This is a genomic window from Desertimonas flava (genome assembly GCF_003426815.1).
Classification (GTDB): Bacteria; Actinomycetota; Acidimicrobiia; order Acidimicrobiales; family Ilumatobacteraceae; genus Desertimonas; species Desertimonas flava.
On record NZ_QKYK01000004.1, the window covers coordinates 194,161 to 211,708 of the forward strand.

At 68.5% G+C, this 17,548-nt stretch carries 21 protein-coding genes; 10 read left to right on the forward strand and 11 right to left on the reverse strand.

Annotation, left to right across the window (positions count from 1 at the left end):
- Positions 1–20 precede the first annotated feature (20 nt).
- Positions 21–914, forward strand: coding sequence for a hypothetical protein (locus tag DN771_RS07540; protein WP_116996733.1), 894 nt, complete (start codon positions 21–23; stop codon positions 912–914).
- 145 nt (positions 915–1,059) lie between these two features.
- Here the strand turns inward: DN771_RS07540 and DN771_RS07545 are convergent, their stop codons facing one another.
- Genes DN771_RS07545 through DN771_RS07555 form a run of 3 tightly spaced genes read right to left on the reverse strand, consistent with a single transcriptional unit; the run spans position 1,060 to position 3,268 of the window.
- Positions 1,060–1,872 carry an ABC transporter permease gene (locus DN771_RS07545; protein ID WP_116996734.1) on the reverse strand — a complete coding sequence of 271 codons (813 nt, stop codon included), beginning with the start codon at positions 1,870–1,872 and terminating at the stop codon, positions 1,060–1,062.
- On the reverse strand, positions 1,872–2,792 hold the full coding sequence (locus DN771_RS07550) for an ATP-binding cassette domain-containing protein (protein ID WP_116996826.1): 921 nt from the start codon (positions 2,790–2,792) through the stop codon (positions 1,872–1,874). The genes DN771_RS07545 and DN771_RS07550 overlap by 1 nt, the downstream gene beginning before the upstream one ends.
- Positions 2,792–3,268, reverse strand: coding sequence for an ArsI/CadI family heavy metal resistance metalloenzyme (locus DN771_RS07555; protein ID WP_116996735.1), 477 nt, complete (start codon positions 3,266–3,268; stop codon positions 2,792–2,794). Before DN771_RS07555 ends, DN771_RS07550 begins: the two co-directional genes overlap by 1 nt.
- 139 nt (positions 3,269–3,407) lie before the next feature.
- On the opposite strand from DN771_RS07555, the gene DN771_RS07560 reads away from it, so the two are divergent.
- The gene (locus DN771_RS07560) at positions 3,408–4,007 is read left to right on the forward strand and encodes a sigma-70 family RNA polymerase sigma factor (RefSeq protein ID WP_162941673.1); all 600 of its coding nucleotides are present in this window, start codon (positions 3,408–3,410) and stop codon (positions 4,005–4,007) included.
- A 57-nt stretch (positions 4,008–4,064) separates the two neighbouring features.
- Here the strand turns inward: DN771_RS07560 and DN771_RS07565 are convergent, their stop codons facing one another.
- Genes DN771_RS07565 through DN771_RS07580 form a run of 5 tightly spaced genes read right to left on the reverse strand, consistent with a single transcriptional unit; the run spans position 4,065 to position 7,105 of the window.
- Positions 4,065–5,261 carry a GNAT family N-acetyltransferase gene (locus tag DN771_RS07565; RefSeq protein ID WP_116996737.1) on the reverse strand — a complete coding sequence of 399 codons (1,197 nt, stop codon included), beginning with the start codon at positions 5,259–5,261 and terminating at the stop codon, positions 4,065–4,067.
- Positions 5,258–5,608: an ArsR/SmtB family transcription factor gene (locus tag DN771_RS07570; RefSeq protein ID WP_116996738.1), complete on the reverse strand. Its 351-nt coding sequence runs from the start codon at positions 5,606–5,608 to the stop codon at positions 5,258–5,260. The genes DN771_RS07565 and DN771_RS07570 overlap by 4 nt, the downstream gene beginning before the upstream one ends.
- Before the next feature lie 51 nt (positions 5,609–5,659).
- Positions 5,660–6,313 carry an arsenate reductase ArsC gene (locus DN771_RS07575; protein ID WP_116996739.1) on the reverse strand — a complete coding sequence of 218 codons (654 nt, stop codon included), beginning with the start codon at positions 6,311–6,313 and terminating at the stop codon, positions 5,660–5,662.
- A gap of 10 nt (positions 6,314–6,323) precedes the next feature.
- Positions 6,324–6,452 (reverse strand): hypothetical protein, encoded by a 129-nt coding sequence (locus DN771_RS30680; RefSeq protein ID WP_276113584.1) that lies wholly within the window; start codon positions 6,450–6,452, stop codon positions 6,324–6,326.
- Positions 6,449–7,105, reverse strand: coding sequence for an arsenate reductase/protein-tyrosine-phosphatase family protein (locus DN771_RS07580; RefSeq protein ID WP_205528473.1), 657 nt, complete (start codon positions 7,103–7,105; stop codon positions 6,449–6,451). The genes DN771_RS30680 and DN771_RS07580 overlap by 4 nt, the downstream gene beginning before the upstream one ends.
- Positions 7,106–7,185: 80 nt before the next feature.
- Here DN771_RS07580 and DN771_RS07585 point away from each other — a divergent pair, with 80 nt between their 5' ends.
- Together DN771_RS07585 and DN771_RS07590 are read left to right on the forward strand one after the other, a co-directional pair.
- Positions 7,186–7,533: an ArsR/SmtB family transcription factor gene (locus DN771_RS07585; RefSeq protein ID WP_116996741.1), complete on the forward strand. Its 348-nt coding sequence runs from the start codon at positions 7,186–7,188 to the stop codon at positions 7,531–7,533.
- Positions 7,534–7,612: 79 nt separating this feature from the next.
- Positions 7,613–8,050 carry an ArsI/CadI family heavy metal resistance metalloenzyme gene (locus tag DN771_RS07590; RefSeq protein ID WP_116996742.1) on the forward strand — a complete coding sequence of 146 codons (438 nt, stop codon included), beginning with the start codon at positions 7,613–7,615 and terminating at the stop codon, positions 8,048–8,050.
- A gap of 57 nt (positions 8,051–8,107) precedes the next feature.
- Here the strand turns inward: DN771_RS07590 and DN771_RS29370 are convergent, their stop codons facing one another.
- From DN771_RS29370 to DN771_RS07605, 3 genes are all read right to left on the reverse strand, one after another.
- The gene (locus DN771_RS29370) at positions 8,108–8,479 is read right to left on the reverse strand and encodes a PaaI family thioesterase (protein ID WP_162941674.1); all 372 of its coding nucleotides are present in this window, start codon (positions 8,477–8,479) and stop codon (positions 8,108–8,110) included.
- A gap of 265 nt (positions 8,480–8,744) precedes the next feature.
- A complete protein-coding gene (locus DN771_RS07600) occupies positions 8,745–9,320 on the reverse strand; it encodes a nuclear transport factor 2 family protein (RefSeq protein WP_116996744.1) in 576 nt (191 codons plus the stop codon).
- 17 nt (positions 9,321–9,337) lie between these two features.
- Complete coding sequence (locus DN771_RS07605) at positions 9,338–10,897, reverse strand: ABC transporter substrate-binding protein (RefSeq protein WP_162941675.1); 1,560 nt, start codon at positions 10,895–10,897, stop codon at positions 9,338–9,340.
- A 204-nt stretch (positions 10,898–11,101) separates the two neighbouring features.
- Between DN771_RS07605 and DN771_RS07610 the strand changes: the two genes are divergently transcribed.
- The 6 genes from DN771_RS07610 (at position 11,102) to DN771_RS07635 (ending at position 17,546) form a co-directional block, all read left to right on the forward strand.
- A complete protein-coding gene (locus DN771_RS07610; RefSeq protein WP_116996746.1) occupies positions 11,102–11,932 on the forward strand; it encodes an ABC transporter ATP-binding protein in 831 nt (276 codons plus the stop codon).
- The gene (locus tag DN771_RS07615; protein ID WP_116996747.1) at positions 11,929–12,855 is read left to right on the forward strand and encodes an ABC transporter permease; all 927 of its coding nucleotides are present in this window, start codon (positions 11,929–11,931) and stop codon (positions 12,853–12,855) included. The genes DN771_RS07610 and DN771_RS07615 overlap by 4 nt, the downstream gene beginning before the upstream one ends.
- Positions 12,852–13,751: an ABC transporter permease gene (locus tag DN771_RS07620; protein ID WP_116996748.1), complete on the forward strand. Its 900-nt coding sequence runs from the start codon at positions 12,852–12,854 to the stop codon at positions 13,749–13,751. The genes DN771_RS07615 and DN771_RS07620 overlap by 4 nt, the downstream gene beginning before the upstream one ends.
- Positions 13,748–14,569, forward strand: coding sequence for an ABC transporter ATP-binding protein (locus DN771_RS07625; RefSeq protein ID WP_116996749.1), 822 nt, complete (start codon positions 13,748–13,750; stop codon positions 14,567–14,569). Before DN771_RS07620 ends, DN771_RS07625 begins: the two co-directional genes overlap by 4 nt.
- Before the next feature lie 119 nt (positions 14,570–14,688).
- Complete coding sequence (locus tag DN771_RS07630) at positions 14,689–15,885, forward strand: LLM class flavin-dependent oxidoreductase (RefSeq protein WP_205528474.1); 1,197 nt, start codon at positions 14,689–14,691, stop codon at positions 15,883–15,885.
- A gap of 23 nt (positions 15,886–15,908) precedes the next feature.
- Complete coding sequence (locus DN771_RS07635; protein WP_205528475.1) at positions 15,909–17,546, forward strand: AMP-binding protein; 1,638 nt, start codon at positions 15,909–15,911, stop codon at positions 17,544–17,546.
- Positions 17,547–17,548 lie beyond the last annotated feature (2 nt).

A 17,548-nucleotide genomic window follows, 5' to 3' on the forward strand; every position in this document is an offset into this window, starting at 1 on the left:
GCCGACCACACTGGTGCGTGATGGATGAGGACGCCGTGTGGATCCAACGGCTTCGGCGCGATCTGCCCCACCACGCCGCGATCATCGACGGCCTGGCGCAAGCGGTCAGCGCTGACGTGCGCTGGCGGTTCCTCTCCGTGAGCTGCTCGCTCGGTCGAGGCAACGCCGACAGATTCTCGGACATCGACGCCGGCATCGGATTCGACGGACCGATCGACGCCGGCGACCTCGAGCGCGATGCCGTCCGTCTCGCCGAGTCGGCCGGCGACCTCCTCGACGCCCTCGTCCACCACTGGCCCGGGTTGGCCGACGACGAGCGTCGGATCGCCGCCGAGTACCGATCCGGCGTGCAGCTCGACCTCGTGTTCCACGCAGCGAGCCGTCGCACCGGTCGGCTGCCCGACGAGGAGTACGCCGTCGTCGACAAGGACGGCCGGCTCGACGACGTGCCGAGGGCGCGCCTCGCCGCCCGCGCCGCGTTGGTTCCAGGCCGGTGTCGAGAGTGGAATTTCCTCGGGTGGTGGGCGGTGTCCGACACCGCCAAGTACCTGCGTCGAGGGTCGCTGTTCGAAGCGGCGACGCGTTTGGAGACCATCCGTGAGCACGCTTTGCGACTGTTCGCGGCAGCGCAGGGCATCCGATTCCCCGACTACGGCCTGACCAGCCTGCTCGACTACCCGCCTGGGAAACTGCCGGTTGGTCTGGCCGCCACCTACGCCCGACCCGACGACCGCGCCGCGCTCGCCCAGGCAGCGCTCGCGGCCGCCGATCTTCTCGAACGATGTGCAGCACGCGCCGCGTCGGCACTCGGCATCGACCTCGACACGCCGATGGCCAGCGCTGTGCGGCAACGGCTCGCCGACGCCGTCGCCTCGATCAACGACAGGTGCCAGACGCCACGGCGGCCCTCCTGACGCCCTCTGGTCACGGACGCCGTCTTGTCACGGATGGCCGTCCTGTCCCGTCAGCACGGATACATCAACTAGGCGGTCGTCGGACCGGCGTGCTCGAGACCGGCCCGCACAGGGCGCCCGCCGGCCCGTCAACGCGGTGCGAACCTCAACGACGTCTCGCCGGCACGGCCACGACGACTGCCCACATGACCGCCGCGGCCAGCGCCGCTGTGAGAACGTCGCCTCCTGTGCTGGTACCGAGCACGGCGCCCCGCAGCGCGTCGGTGGCATGGCTGACCGGGTTGCCGTTGGCGAGCACGCGCATCCAGCGCGGCATCGTGTCGAGCGGCGCGAACGCGCTGGACACGAACATCAGCGGCATCATCAGCATCATCCCGGCGAACTGGACGACGTCGGGACGGCGCAGATGATCACCGATCCTTCCGAACAGGGCGCTCATCGCTCCGGCCAGAGCGACGAGCACGACGAGTGCTGACGCGGCATCCAGGGCGTCGCCGTGGAACCGGAAGCCGAGCAGCAACGCGGCCGCGCCGACGAGCAACACGGCGCGGGCGATCGTGAACAGCACCTCGTTGATGGTGCGGGCGATGCCCGGCAGCGCTCGGGGCATGGCCAGTGTGCGGAATCGGTCGTGGAGGCCGTTGGTGTGGTCGATGGCCGCGGCGACGCCGACGTTGGTCCCGGCCATCACCGTGGCGACTGCGAGCATCGCCGGCGTGATGAAGTCGATGTACGCGACACCGGCCGGGAAGTCGGGCGCTGCCTCCACGCTGCGGAAGACCTGGCTGAACAGCACCAGCATCGCCAGCGGCATCGTCAGCGAGAACATCAGGAGCTGGGGCACCCGCGCCGTCGTTCGCAGACTTCGCCCGACGAGCGCGATGAGCTGGACAACGGTGGAGGCTTGATCGGTCGGCACGACCGGCACCGAGCTCCGTTGGACGGTGAGAGCAGACATCAGCTGACTCCTTGCGTGGTGAGGTGGGTGAAGACGTCATCGAGGGTGGGTGACGAGACCTCGAGATCGTCGATCGCGACGCCGTCGTGCTCGAGTTGGGCGACGACAGCCGCAGCGACGACCGCGTCGGGCGTCGAGTACGACACGCGGCTCCGTGCCGCGGCGATCGACTCGGTGTCGTCGGGCTGTCTCGACAGTCGATCGAGGTGCTGACTGGGCAGGGTCGCGGACACGACCTTGCCGCCGACGAGCCGTTTGAGTTCAGCGGGTGTGCCGCGGGCCGCGATCTGACCGTGGTCGAGCACAACGATGTGATCGGCGAGTCGATCGGCCTCCTTCAGGTACTGCGTGGTGAGCACGACGGTGGTGCCGCGGTCGGTCAGGTCGCCAACGAGGTCCCACAGCGCGCCACGGGCCGCGGGGTCGAGACCGGTGGTCGGTTCGTCGAGGAAGAGGACCGACGGTTCGGCGATGAGGCTGGCGGCGATGTCGATCCGGCGACGGGAGCCGCCCGACAACGTGCCGACACGACGGTCGGCGATGTCGGCCAGCCCCAGGGCCGCGACGATGTCGTCGGCGCGGGTGCTCGCGCTGATGCCGAGGCCGCTCAGCCGGCCGACGAGCTCGAGGTTCTCGCGGCCGGTGAGGAAGTCGTCGAGACCGGCGTACTGACCGGTGACTCCAATTCGGCGCCGCACGAGATCGGCATCGACGACCACGTCGAACCCGTCGATCACGACCCGTCCGACGTCCGGCCGGATCAGCGTGGTCAACGTCTTGATCAGTGTCGTCTTGCCGGCGCCATTGTGGCCGAGCACGCCGAGCGTCGTGCCAGGCGCGACCTCCAAGTCGACGCCGGCGAGGGCGTGCACGTCGCCGAGAAGCACGTGCACGCCCTCCATGAGCACCGCCGCAGACATCACGATGCCGTCGGGCTCGGACCGGCGCAGCACGGCGTGGCGTCGGCACTGGAGTTGGACGCGCAGCACTGGCTCGGTGCGGAGGCGGCATCGTCGGCGGTGTCGTCGGCCAGGACCGTGTAGACCTCCCAGCCGCCGAGCGGGACGTCGGGCGCGTCGACCCACACCTTGTCCTGGACCGCGTGGCAACAGCGGTCAGACTCCATCATCCGGTGGGAGAGCCCAGCGGCGGCGAACCGCTCCGCCGCCGCGACGACCTCGGTCGTCGACCCCACCTCGACACCGAGGTGATTCAGGGCCGACGTCGCCCCGGGGTGCTCGAACAGCACGAGCTTCAGCGGTGGCTCGGCGATCTCGAAGTTGGCGTAGCCGGCCCGCTGTTTGGCCGGTTCGACGCCGAACAGGTCCGTGTAGAAGCGAACGGCGGCCTCGATGTCGCTCACGTTCAACGCGAGCTGGATGCGACTGGTCTGCATGGGAACTTCCTCCTCGGGGTCTCCCGCCTGGTGCAGGAGTCGACCGGGATGACGAGCGGGCGTCGACATGGGCGCACCGCGGAGGAAATTTGCGTCCGTTTCCGCTCGTCGTCGTCTAGAGAGGAGGAGGGAACCCGAGATGCACATCAACGCCACACTCGCAGCCGACCGCCGCGTCGCCTTGGACGCGAGTTGGTCCGAGACCGTGGACCGGCTGCGCGCCTTCGTCGCATCGCGTGTCGCTGATCCGGAGCTGGCGTCCGACATCACCCAGGACGTCATCGTGCGGAGCATCGCGTCGGGTGCTCTCGATCGCGTCGACAACGCCGCCGCGTGGCTCTACCGGTCGGCGCGCAACGCGGTGATCGACCGCTACCGGACACGCCGCACCCATCTTCCGATCGACGAGCTCGCCGCCTGGCCTGAACAGCCCACGGAGAACCGCCCGAACGACGCCACCCGCGAGCTGTCGCGGTGTCTCCAGCCGCTCCTCGCTCACCTCTCTCCGGCCGCGCGCGACGCGCTCGAGCGCGTCGACGTCAACGGCGAGACCCACCAGCACGCGGCCAGCGACATCGGAGTCTCGCTGTCGGGGATGAAGTCACGGGTCCAGCGCGCTCGACGCGAGCTCAGGCAACTGCTCGAGCGATGCTGCACCGTCGCGCTCGACACCACCGGGTCGATTACCGATTACCACCGCACCGGCGACTGCGGCTGCAGCACCGACTCCGGCTGCTGACCCCCTGGACACGCCAACGCCGCAAGCTCGCCCTGATGACGATGGCCTGCGCGTGTGTCAGAGGCGCTTGCTGCGTCGCTCGAGGAGCAGCGTGTCGCGCCAGACGCCGTCGAGCTGTCCGATGCGTTCGCGACGGCCGATGACGCGAAACCCGGCCCGCTCGTGGACGGCGATACTTGCGGTGTTCTCGGGGAAGATGCCGGTCTGGATCGTCCAGTAGCCGGCGCGTTCAGCTTCGGCGACCAGTGCGTCGAGCAACGTGGTGCCGACGTGCCGGCCCCGCTGGTCGGGATGGACGTAGATGCTGTTCTCGGCGACCCCGGCGTAGGCGCAGCGGTCCGACACCGGGCTGAGTGCCGCCCAACCGATGACGATGTCGTCGGCGGTGGCGACGAGGCGATGGTCGGGGAGGTGGGTGCGGTCCCACCCCTCCCAGCTCGGCGCACTGGTCTCGAAGGTCGCGTTCCCCGTGGCGATCCCGGCCGCGTAGATGTCCCGCACCTGCGGCCAGTCCGACGCGCGCATCGGCCGGATCGTCACGGCGGGTTTGATCGCCTGGACGATCGCGTTGGACAGCCCACCGCCGAGCGGGTCCGTGAGCACGATCTTGACGAGCACGAACCCGACGCGGCGCAGGTCGTCCTCATATCGTTCGACACTGCTCGCGGTGTCGGCGCAGTCGACCGGGGCGAGGCTGGTTGCGGCCGGATCGACGCTGACGATGTCGCTGATGCCGACCCGGCCGCCGGGCCGCAACACCCGGGCGATCTCGCTGAGGACGGCGTGCTTGTCGTGGGCGAGCACGATGACACAGTTGGAGATCACCACGTCGACCGACGCGTCAGGCAGCGGGGTTCGGGTGATGTCGCCGTGGAGGAACTCGACGTTGGTGACGCCTGCCTCGGCGGCGTTGCGTCGAGCAAGTTCGATCATCTCGCCGGTCGCGTCGATCCCGTAGACGAAACCGCCGGGTCCGACGCGACGGGCCGACAGAAGGACGTCGAGCCCTCCTCCCGAACCGAGGTCCAGCACGGTGTCGCCGGGTTCGAGGTCGACGACGGCCACCGGGTTGCCGCACCCCATGCTGGAGCGGGAGGCGGCTGCCGGCAGATCGTCGAGCTCGTCGACGCCGCCGTAGTGGCCGCGTCCGAACAGGGCGGGCGACTCGGAACAGGAGCAGTCGTCGCCGGCCGTCGCCCGACGGGCCGCGACCGCGTAGCGCTCGAGCCCCCCGGGCGACGTGCCGGGGGTCATCGCCCCACCCCTGCGGCGATCGTCGCATCGTCGATCCATGGCGCTTCGAGGGGAAGTCGGCCCATCACCAGCTCGGCAGCGGATGGGAAGCACGACAGGCAGCGCTCGTTGATCCGCCACCGGCTACTGGTGCCCGCGCGTTCGACATGCACGAAGCACGTGTTGGCCAGGATCCGCAGATGGTGGGACACCGTCGACTGGCCGACGTCCATCGCCTCGACGATCTCACCGACCGTCATCGGTCGGCCGGTCGTGGCCAACAGGTGGAGAACGAGGATGCGTGTCGGGTCGCCGAGCGCTTTGAACCACTCGGCCCACGTGGCCGCCTGGTCACGGGAGATGTTCATCGATGATCGACGCTAGTCGATGAATGTGACGCCGGCAAGCGCTCTTCTGCGTCAGCGCGTGACACCTCCGGTGACGCCGAGGGAGGCAAGGAGACCCTCGACACGTCTACGGATCTCGTCACGGACCGGCCGCACGGCCTCGACGCCGAGCCCGGCCGGATCGTCGAGGACCCAGTCCTCGTAGCGCTTGCCCGGGAAGAGCGGGCACGTGTCGCCGCAGCCCATCGTGATCACGACGTCGGCCGCGCGCACGATCTCGTCGGTCCACGGTTTCGGGAACTCACCGGCGATGTCGATGCCGACCTCGGCCATCGCCTGCACCGCGGCAGGATTGACGTCGGTGCCGGGATCAGAACCGCCGGACCATGCGATGGCCCGGTCGCCGGCGAGATGGTTGAACCAGCCGAGCGCCATCTGCGATCGGCCGGCATTGTGCACACAGAGGAACAGCACGACCGGTGTGCCCTCGTCTCCCCGGCCCTCGACTCTGGCCAGCGCTCGCAGGCGCTGACGGGCGAATCGCTCGGCCATCAACGGGAGAAAGTTCGCCAACCTCGATCGCTCGGCGAATTGGTCGAAGCTGGCCTGCAGGACCTGTTCGACGGTCTCGGGAGAGAATGTTCCGGCGAACTCGTCCTGCAGCGTGGTGGCTGCGCCGCGCAAGGCAACCTGTTGGTCGATCGAGAGGCTGTTGAGGTCGGGCATGAGACTCCTGTCAGGTAGTCGGGGGATGGAGGAACCGGATCAAGGGCAGGCCGGTGCCGAGAGCCTCGACGACCAGTCGCCGCTGCAGGTCTCGCTGCGCCGACGCGGCGCTCACGGTCCCGGCTGACGTCGCGGTCACGCCGCGCTCCGCACGAAGTCGTCGATCCGAGCCGCGATCTCATCGCGAACCTGGTCGAACGCCGCGTCCGAACCAACCGGCACGGGATCAGGGATCGACCAATGCAGCCACCCCGCCCGGTCGCCGAGCTCCTCGTGGGCACGATCACAGACGGTGACGACGATCGCCGGCACGACCTCGACCGCCGCCAGCGAACGCGGCGTGACATCGGTCAGATCGAGTCCGGCCCGCGCCGCCGCGGCCACCGCACCCGGATGGACCCGCTCGGCGGGACGTGTGCCAGCCGAGCTTGCCGGCACGCCCGCAGCGTGACGCCACAGCACCGCCGCCAGCTGCGATCGCGCCGAGTTGTGCGTGCAGACGAACAACGCGTCGGCGAGGACCGGGCGAGGGCCCGGCATCAGTGAGCCGAGTGCGTCGCGATTCAGATGGACGTAACGGCGCCGGCCGTCGCCCGATGAACGATGACGGCTGATCAGCCCCACCTGATCGAGAACGTCCAGGTGATGGGCGAGCAGGTTGGACTCGATGCGCAGCATCGCGCGCAGCTCGATCGGCGCCCGGTCCGACGAGGTCAACTCGTCGACGATGGCCAGCCGGACGGGGTCACCGAGCGCGGCGTGGAGCGCAGCGCGGTCGAACGTCGAAGTCACGAGACCATCTATATCAAAAAACATTGAGTCAAGTCACGATGAGTGACTGTCGCTTCGACAGTTATCGATATGATCTCTGCATGACGAGCACACGGTCCGCGGCCGACACGATCTGCTGTCCTCCGATGTTCCGGTCGCCGATCACGGAGGAGCAGGCGATCGATCTCGCCGACGTCCTCAAGGCGATGGCCGACCCCGCCCGCCTCCGGCTGATCTCGATGATCGCGTCGGCACCGGATGGCGAGGCGTGCGCATGCGATCTGGCCGAACCTCTCGGTCGATCACAGCCGACGGTGAGCCATCATCTCAGCCAGCTCGTCAAGGCCGGATTGATCACGCGCGAGCAGCGCGGCAAGTGGGCCTGGTTCCGTCTGAACGCCGAGCGGGTCGCCGAGCTCTGCGACTGCCTTGCCCTCTCGGCCTCCTGAACGCATTGACATCCATCGATGTGATTGCTAACGTATCGACCATCGTCAATACATGACGTGACACCGAACGGAGAACTCCATGCGTCTGCAACTCGCCCTCAACGTCCCCGATCTCGCCGAGGCCGTCGACTTCTACAGCAAGATGTTCGGCACCGGGCCGGCCAAGACCAAGCCCGGCTACGCCAACTTCGCCATCGCCGATCCGCCGCTCAAGCTGGTCCTGTTCGAGGGCGGCGACGGCAACACGATCAACCACCTCGGCGTCGAGACCGAGACGGCCGACCAAGTCGAAGCCGCCGAGGCCCGCATCACTGATGCAGGGCTACAGACCACCGGCGTCACCGACACCGTGTGCTGCTACGCCCAGAAGACCGAGACCTGGCTGGCCGGCCCCGACGAGACACGGTGGGAGTGGTACGTCAAGCACGGCGACGTCGACGAGTTCGGCACGAACTCCCCCGACCCGACGAGCATCCCGGTCGCCGCCACCGGCGGCAACTGCTGCGGCGGGGAGTGACTCGGCTCGACACCTCGCGGTCGATCGGACCACCTCCCGTTCCACTCATCACGGCGGCTACCCGCGGTCGTTCGACGTGGGCCGAATGAACGCGCCACGGTCGACCGATATGTAGGTGGATGTCGCTGTGGCGTAGGGCTCCGTCCGCGATCCCTCCGCGTCGGTGAGCTCGGCCGATACCGAAACCTTGCGTCCCTCGACGTTCGTAACGCGCGCTCGACAGACGAGTGGCCGGCCGATCGGGGTGGCAGCGGCGTACCGCACCCGCAACTCACCGGTGAACGCAGCGATCTGGGGGATCCCCAGGGAGATCCCCATCAGATCGTCGAACAGTGCGGCAACGACCCCTCCGTGCGCGGCTCCGGGGGCCCCCTCGTGGGCCGACTGCAATGTGAGCAGGGCGACGACGTCATCACCCTCACGGGTCATCGAGAGTTCGAGCCCCCACGGGCTGGAACGGCCTGATACAGGACGTTCGTCGTAACTCGACACCGCCCCGCCGTCGGGCCAGGTTTCGTCGTATCGGGCTCCGAACTCGAGCCCCGTCCGTCGGCGGATTGGGCTCGCCTCCAGCGTCGCGACGGCGGCGTCGACATGGACCAGCGCCTCCTCGAAGGCCGCGGCGTCCGCGTCACGCCCGACGAGAGCGTGGCCAGCCGACCGGATCCGTTGGGCCAAGGCTGCCCGAGCGTCGTCAACCCCGGACATCCGCCCCTCCCGCGAAGAACTCGTACGAGCCGTCGTCGGGCCCGTTCTGGCCCATCGGCAGATGCGTCGGGTCGAAGCCCATCGTCTCCCAGTAGGGGGCGGTCGTCGCTTCGGAACGACTCCAGTCCCAGAGCAGCAGCCGGTGCACGATGGCCCACCGACCGTTGCGGTGTTCGAAGCGATCGAGATAGCGCCCGCCGACCCGCATGTCGAAACGCCGATCGGCGTCGAGCTCCACGCCTTCGGCCGCCAAGACGTACGTCTCGGCCGCCGCGGTGACGCCGTCGACCTCGATCAGCGGCGGGAAGACCGCGTGCCACATCGCTTTGCGGGGGCCGTCCTGCGTCAACGGGGACTGCTGCAGGTACTCCTCCACCGGACCGACGAAGCCGGCGTGGTCCTCGGTGGCACCAGGGTGATAGCACGACAGCGCGAGGTCGAGGTCGCGGCGGTCTGCTGCCCGAGCCCGGCGCCGAATGACGTCGCCGATCTCCTGTTTGGCCAGCAACGACCACAACGGCTCGTCGTCAGGGGTGTAGCGGTTGATGGTGGCGGAGGTCATGGCCTTCCTCTCCGTCCTCAGCCCTCGAAGCTGAGTGGGAAGTAGTCGATGATGTTGGCGGGCGGGGCGACGAAGCCCTGCAGCTCCGACACCATTCCCCAGCTCTGCACGTCGTACAGCAGCGGTGTGATGCACTGATCCTGGTCGATCGCGATGGCGTGGATCTCGTGGTAGAGCGCGTCGCTCGTCGCCTCGTCCTCGGCCGCGATCGCCTGGTCGTTGAGCTCGTCGATGCCAGGCGAGTTGCAGTACTTCGTGATCGAGTCGGACGTCAAGAATCCCTCGACGAACACCTTGGGATGCGGGAAGACCGGCACGATCGGGTACAGGATCAGCCCGTCCATCGTCCCGCCGACGAACTCGGTCTGGAGCTGCGCGAAGTCCATCGGGTTGCGCTCGACAGTGATACCGACCTCCTCGAGCATGCCGGCGACCGCTTCGGCGATCGCCTCGGTGCTCGCCGACTGATTGGGGCCGTAGCTGATGGTCACCGTCGGATCGTCGAGTGTCTCGACGATCGCCCGCGCGGCGTCGGGATCGGCGGCGGGCACGTCCTGCTCCTCGGGTGCGAAGTAGAGCGGGGCGAGGATGTTCGAAGCGGGCACCCCGCCCTCACCCTCGAGTACGTAGTCGACGAGGGCTTGACGGTCGACGGCGAGGGCGATGGCCGAGCGCAACTCGGGATCGGTCAACTGTTCCTTGTTGGTGACCTGGAAGAGGGAGAACTCGGCCAGGCTCTGCTTCTCCACGGTGGTCGTCCCGTCGCCGTCGCGCAGGTCGTCTCGCAACTGGACCGGAACGGAGATCACGAGGTCGGCCTCACCGCTCTGCAGCAGCGACACACGGGTCGCGCCATCTCCGGCGAACGTGTACTCGATCCCGGCGAGACCGGGAGCCCCACGCCAGTACTCCGGATTGGCGGTGACCGTCACTCGGGTGCCGGGCTCCCACGACTCGAACACGAAGGGCCCGGCTCCGACCGGGTCCTGACCGAAGGCGTCCTCGCCGACCTCGGTGTAGTACACCGGCGGCAGAGCCCGCAGCGCCGTCAACACGGCCGGGATGGAGAGGTCGGGCGATTCGGTGGTGACATCGACCGTGAGCGAGTCGACGACCGTCACCGCGGTGATCCCGAGCGTGTACGCACGCATCGGCGACGACTCGCCGGCCTGATACGTCTCGATCGTGAACTTGACGGCCTCGGCGTCGAAGGGCTCGCCGTTGTGGAACGTGACGTCCGGCCGCAGGGTGAACCGCCAGGTGTCGGGCTCCGTCCGCTCCCACGCGGTGATCATCCCCGTGTCGGACGGACGACCGTCGGCGTCGAGTGCGATCATCCCGGCCTCGAACATCGATCCCCAGACCAGACCGGTGCTCTGACTGCCGTTCAGCGGGTTGAGCGACGGCGGCTCGAGCGGCACGACGACACGTAGCGTGCGGTCGGCGTCGGGGGACTGAGTCGTTCCGACCAGTTCGGCCGAGGCGATCGCCTGGCCGGCGGCCAACGGGACGGTCAGGAGCGCCGCGGCCGCGACGACCAGCGTGCGACGGCGGAGACGGGACGAAGCGAACTGCATGATTGACCCCTGGGTTGCCGGGCCCCCGCCCGATGCGACGGCCACCAACATGTGCAGGACGACAGTAAACATCAACGCTGACGAAATCAAACTGGACGCAGCTGCGGGCCTACTACTGGACGAGAACACCGTTCGACTGCGAACGAGAATCGCGTCAACTACTACGATGACGCAAATGTCGGGATCTCCGGGACGGGAGCGGTCGTGATCGGGTCTGTGTCCGACGCGGTGCTCACCGTGGACGACCTCGTCGTTCACCACCGATCGCCGCGCCGTCGGGATGCCTCGCCGCCGGCGGTCGACGGCGTCAGTCTCCATGTCTCCCCTGACGAGATCGTCGGGCTCGTCGGCGAGTCCGGATCAGGCAAGAGCACCATCGCCTTGTCGGTGTGCGGCCTCGGGCCGGTCTCGAGCGGCACCGTCAGGGCCGGCGGACACGACTTCTCGATGTTGCGGGGGGCCGAACGCCGGCGGGCCCACGCCGACGTACAGATGGTGTTCCAGGACCCGCACGGCTCGCTCGATCCCCGTCAGTCGGTCGCCGGCGGGTTCGCCGAGCTGCGCAGGGTCAACCGTTGGCGCGACGTGATCGCGGCCGACGGCGAACTGCTCGAGATGGTCGGCCTCGGACCGGAGGTCCTGCGGCGGCTCCCCCACCAGCTGAGCGGTGGACAGGCACAGCGGGTCTCGATCGCCCGGGCCCTGCTGCTCCGACCGAAGTTGCTGGTCGCCGACGAGCCGACGTCCGGGCTCGACGTGTCCGTCCAAGCCCATGTACTCGCCCTGTTCGAGCGGTTGCGCACCTCGGAGCACCTCGCCGTGCTGTTCATCAGCCACGACCTCGCGGTGGTGCGCCGACTGTGCGACCGGGCCTACGTGCTGCACCGTGGTCGCGTGGTCGAGCACGGTCATCCTGCCGAGATGTTCGAGCGCCCTCGCGATCCCTACACCCGGCGCCTCGTCGAGGCGGTTCCCGGTGCGACGACGAGATTCACGATGGTCGAAGCGGGACCGATGGAGCAGGGGCGGGCATGACCTTCGTCGGCTTCGCCGGCCGCAAGGTGATCGGTGCGTTCGTGACGCTGTTCGTCGCCGTGACGATGGCGTTCTTTATCACCCGCCTCGCCGGAGACCCGACCGAGCAGATCCTCGGCGGCTTCGCGACCGCCGACCAGGTCGCGGCCAAGCGGCACGAGCTCGGCCTCGACCGGCCCCTCATCGAGCAGTACCTGTCCTTCCTCGGTGATCTCGCGCGCGGTGACCTCGGCCAGTCGCTCCGGTTCAACCGGAGCAACACCGAACTGATCGGAAGCCGGATCTTCGCCTCGGCGAAGCTCACCGCCGTCGCACTCGTGATCGCGATCGTCATCGGCGTGCCGTTGGGGCTCTTCGCCGCACGGCGCGAGGGGCGTCTCGGCGACCGGATGAGCTCGATCGTTGCCCTGCTCGGCCAGTCGGTGCCCGTCTACTGGCTGGGGATGATGGCGGTGATCGTCTTCGCCGTGAACCTCCAGTGGCTCCCCGCCGGCCAGGACCGGTCGCTGGCGAGTCTGGTGCTGCCGTCGTTGGTCTTGTCGACGATCCCGCTCGCCCGGGTCACCCGACTCACGCGATCAGCGATGACCGAGGTCCTCGAGGAGCCCTTCGTCGCCGCCGCTCGCGCCCGCGGCCTGAGTGAGCGGCGGGTGCTCTACCGTCATGGGCTGCGCAACGCCGCGCTGCCGATCATCACGCTGCTCGGCCTCCAGGCCGGCATGCTGTTGTCGGGCGCGGTCACGGTCGAGGCGGTGTTCGCCTGGCCGGGTCTCGGCTCGTTGGCCGTGCAGGCGGTCGAGTTCCGCGACGCACCGCTCGTGCTCGCTCTCGTCGTGTTCGGTGCGCTCGCGTTCGTCGCCATCAACCTCACCGTCGACATCGCGTACGGCATCGTCGACCCCCGGGTCAGGGACGCCCGATGACCGAGTCCGTTGCGGTCACCGAGCTCGTACCGTCGACCGGACATCGGGTCGTGGCACCGGGACGGCGCAGTCGCGGAACCGAGATCGTGCTCGCCGTCATTGCCGCGTTCATCCTGTTCGTCGCCGTGATCGGCCCGCTCCTGCCGCTGCCGAATCCCAACAAGCAGGTGCTGACGAACCGGCTGCTGCCTCCGATCGGCTGGGGCGGCGCCCAGTGGAAGCACCCGCTCGGCACCGACCAGCACGGTCGCGACATGTTGTCGCGCCTCGTGGCCGGCACTCGGCTCACCGTCGTGATCGCCATTGTCTCGGTGCTGCTCGGCGCCGTGGTCGGCTCGATGCTCGGCGTCGTCGCCGGCTTCCGGCGACGTGCGACCGACGCCGTGATCTCCCGGCTCACCGACGCCCAGTTGGCGCTCCCGTTCATCCTGCTCGCCATCGCGATCGTCACCTCGCGAGGCCGCTCGATCAGCACCATCATCCTCGTGCTCGCCATCGTGGGCTGGGCCCAGTACGTGCGGGTGGTGCGCGCCGAGACGCTGATCGTGCGGGAGCGCCCGTTCATCAAGAGCCTCCGCATCGGCGGGATGTCCGACACCAGGATCATCCTGCGACACGTCGTGCCGAACGTGTCGGGCACGGTGTTGACGCTGTCGACGCTCGAGGTCGGCACGATGATCCTCGCCGAGTCGGCCATGAGCTTCCTCGGGCTCGGGGTGGTGACCCCCGACATCAGCTGGGGTGCCCTCCTCGCGACCGGGCGCGAGACGATGCGCGATGCGTGGTGGCCCGTCGCGCTGCCCGGTCTCGCCATCGTGTTGATGGTGCTGTACGTCAACATCGCCGGCGACGTGCTGCGAGCGCGCTACGACGTCCGCAAACGGATGCACCGATGACGTCGCCATTGCTCGAGTTGGAGCAGCTGCAGATCGAGGCGGCCTGCGCATCGGGTCGCATCGTGGCCGTCGACGGCATCGACCTCTCCGTCGGTCATGGTGAGGTGGTCGGCCTGATCGGCGAGTCGGGGTCGGGCAAGACCACGATCGTGCGGTCGGTCGTCGATCTGCTGGAGCGCAACGTCGAGATCACCGACGGCCGGATGCGCTTCGACGGTGAGCCGAGGTTCGACCGCTCGGCGGGAGTCGACCGCCGGGCGGGCTTGCGCGGAGCAGGGATCGGGATGATCTTTCAGCAGCCGAGGGCGTCGCTGGACCCGGTGCTGCGGATCGAGACGCAGTTGCGCGAGGTGATCGGCGCCAACGAGGGCCGGGTCGCTCGTCGCGTCGCCCGCGAACGTAGCTGCGATGTGCTCGCCGCCACCGGCCTCGATCCGGTGCGAGTCCTGAGGGCCTATCCCCACCAGCTATCGGGCGGCATGTGCCAGCGCGTCGCCATCGCCCTGGCCGTCGTCTCGTCGCCACGGCTCCTGATCGCCGACGAGTGCACCTCGGCGCTCGACGTCACCACGCAGCGAGAGGTGGTGCTTCTGCTCCGGCGGCTCGTCGCCGAGCGGAGCATGAGCATGGTGTTCGTCACGCACGACCTGATGCTCGCCTCCGAGGTCTGCGACCGGATCGTCGTCCTCCGCAGCGGTCGGGTCGTCGAACAGGGACCGGTCGCCGACGTGTTCGGTGCGCCAGCGGTCGAGTACACCAGGCAGTTGCTCGCCGCCGTGCCGCGCTGGGCCGCCGACTCCGGCGCCGTGAGGACCTGACCAACCGAACTGTCGATCGCCGGCGTCGACTCGACCGCGGCAGGTCCGGTTGTTCTCTACGTCAGCGTTGACGTTAATCTTGACCCATTCTCCCCCCGCTCGAGTCGCTTGGAGCTGACATGACGACCCTTCGCCCGATGCGCTTCGGCGTGTTCGCCGCCCCCTTCCACCATGTGTCGGAGAACCCGACGTGGGCGTTCGCTCGCGACATCGAACTGGCCGTGCATGCCGATCGTCTCGGGTTCGAGGAGTGCTGGTACGGCGAACACCACTCGGGAGGAACCGAGCTCATCAACGCTCCAGAGCTGATGATCGCGGCGGCCGCCCAGGTGACGAACCGCATCCGCCTCGGCACCGGCGTCTCGTCGCTGCCGTACCACAACCCCTTCATGCTCGCCGACCGGTTCGTGCAGCTCGACCACATGACGATGGGCCGCGTGATGCTCGGCGTGGGGCCCGGCGCCCTGCCCGGCGACGCCTACATGATGGGCATCAACCCGTCGCAGCAGCGCCCGCGCATGGAGGAGTGCCTCGAGGCCGTGCTCGCCCTCTGGCGCGGCGACGAACCGGTCAACATGGAGACCGAGTGGTTCACGCTCCGCGACGCGCAGCTCCAGTACCCAGCCTTCCAGCCCGGTGGCATCGAGGTCGCCGTGGCGGCCACGTTCTCGCCGTCGGGGCCGCGTCTGGCTGGCCGCTTCGGCACCGGGCTCCTGTCGATCTCGGCGACCCAGCCCCAGGCGTTCGAGGCGCTCGCCCGCCACTGGCAGACCGCCCAGGAAGTGGCCGCGGCCCACGGCACGACGGTCGAGCGTTCGGGATGGCGCATGGTCGGACCGATGCACCTCGCGCCGACGATGGAGCAAGCTCGCCACGAGGTCGAGCACGGACTGAAGGAATGGGTCGACTACTTCTTGAAGGTCGGGGCCATCCCGATCCTCGGTGAGCTGGACACGAGCGGGGACCTGGTGGACGCCGTCAACGACTCCGGCGTAGGCGTGATCGGCACCCCTGAGATGGCGGTCGAGCAGATCAAGCGCCTCGAGGAGCAGTCCGAGGGCTTCGGCACCTACATGTTGATGATGCACGAATGGGCCGATCGTGAGGCCACGCTGCGTTCGCTCGAGCTCTTCTCGCGCTGGGTGATGCCGACGTTCCGCGGCACGACCGAGTGGATGGGCCGCAGCCGCGACTACACCGTCGAGAACCGCGAGGTCTTCCTCGGCGAGGTGCGCGCCGCCCTGCGCACGGCGACCGACAACTACCGGGCCGAGCGCAACGAGCGCCGCGAGGCAACGGCCAAGGAACAGGGCTGAGCGACCACCTCCACACGACGATCATGAGCGACACAGCGAACCAGACCAATCCCGCAGGCGAGCCGGCCGACGATCTGGCCGACCGTGCCGTGTACATCGGCCAGTGGGCCGCCCTGCGCCCCGATCACCCGGCCGTCGTCGTCGGTGACGGCGAGATCGTGCTCACCTACCGTCAGCTCGACGAACGGTCGAACCAGGTGGCCCACGCCCTGCGCAGCCTCGGCGCCGGCGCGGGCAGCAGCATCGGATACCTGCTCGACAACGACGAGCACGTGCTCGAGGTCTGGTGGGGCGGAATGCGCTCGGGGGTGCACATCACCCCGATCAACTTCCACCTCACCGCTCCAGAGGTCGACTACATCGTGCGCGACTCCGGCGTGCGCGTGCTGTTCTTCAGCTCCCGGCTCGCCGGCGTGGTGGCACGGGCTCTGGCCGAACGCCCCGACGTCGCACTCGTCTCCGTCGGCGTGACCGCGCCCGACGAGTCGTCCGCGTCTCCAGTCCCCGGCCAGCTCGACTACGAGACCCTGCTCGCCGCTCAGCCCGTCGCTCCGGTCGATCCCGAGATCGCCGGCGGTGTGATGTTCTACTCGTCGGGCACCACGGGCTACCCGAAAGGCATCAAGGCCGCACTCAGCGGCGGTGGGCCCGACGACGGCACCTCGCTGATGAAGTACTGCGCCACGCACTACCGGCTGCGCCGGGGCGCGGTGCTGTTGTCGCCCGGCCCCCTCTACCACGCAGCGCCGGTGGCCTGGACGGCTGCCATGCAGACCGTCGGCGGCACGTCGGTGATCGCCCGCCGGTTCGACGCCGAGCAGACGCTGGCGATGATCCAGAACCAGCGGGTGACGCACCTCCAGCTGGTGCCGACGATGATCAAGCGCATTCTCGACCTCCCTGCCGAGACGCTGGCTCGCTTCGACCTGAGCAGCCTCGAGATGATCTGGCACGCCGCTGCGCCCTGTCCCATCCCCCTCAAGCAGCGGGCCATCGAGTACTTCGGCCCGATCATCTGGGAGTACTACTCCGGCAGCGAGGGTGGCGGCACGATGATCAGCTCGGCCGAATGGCTCGAGCGCCCCGGATCGGTCGGCCGCCACTGGTCGGGCGGCACGGTGCGTGTGCTCGACCCGACGACCCACGAGGAGCTGCCTGCGGGCGAGGCCGGCCTGATCTACTTCGAGCCGATCTCGGTCCATCGCTTCGCCTATCACAACGACCAGGCCAAGACGGACGAGGCATTCCACAACGGTCTGTTCACCCTCGGCGACATCGGGTACCTCGACGCCGACGGGTACGTGTTCCTCACCGATCGCAAGAGCAACACGATCAACTCGGGCGGGGTCAACATCTACCCCCAAGAGATCGAGAACGTGTTGTCCGAGCACCCGAAGGTGCACGACGTCGCCGTCTTCGGAATCCCCCACGAGGAGATGGGCGAGCAGGTCATCGCGGTGATCGAGCTCACTGACGGCGTCGCCGGGAGCGAGGCCCTGAAGGCGGAGTTCACCGAGTTCTGCCGTCAGTCGCTCGCCGGCTACAAGGTGCCTCGCCGCATCGAGTTCGAGGCGTCGCTGCCGCGCGACGCCAATGGCAAGCTCTACAAGCGCCGTCTGCGTGACCCGTACTGGGTCGGCCACGCCTCGAAGGTGATCTGACC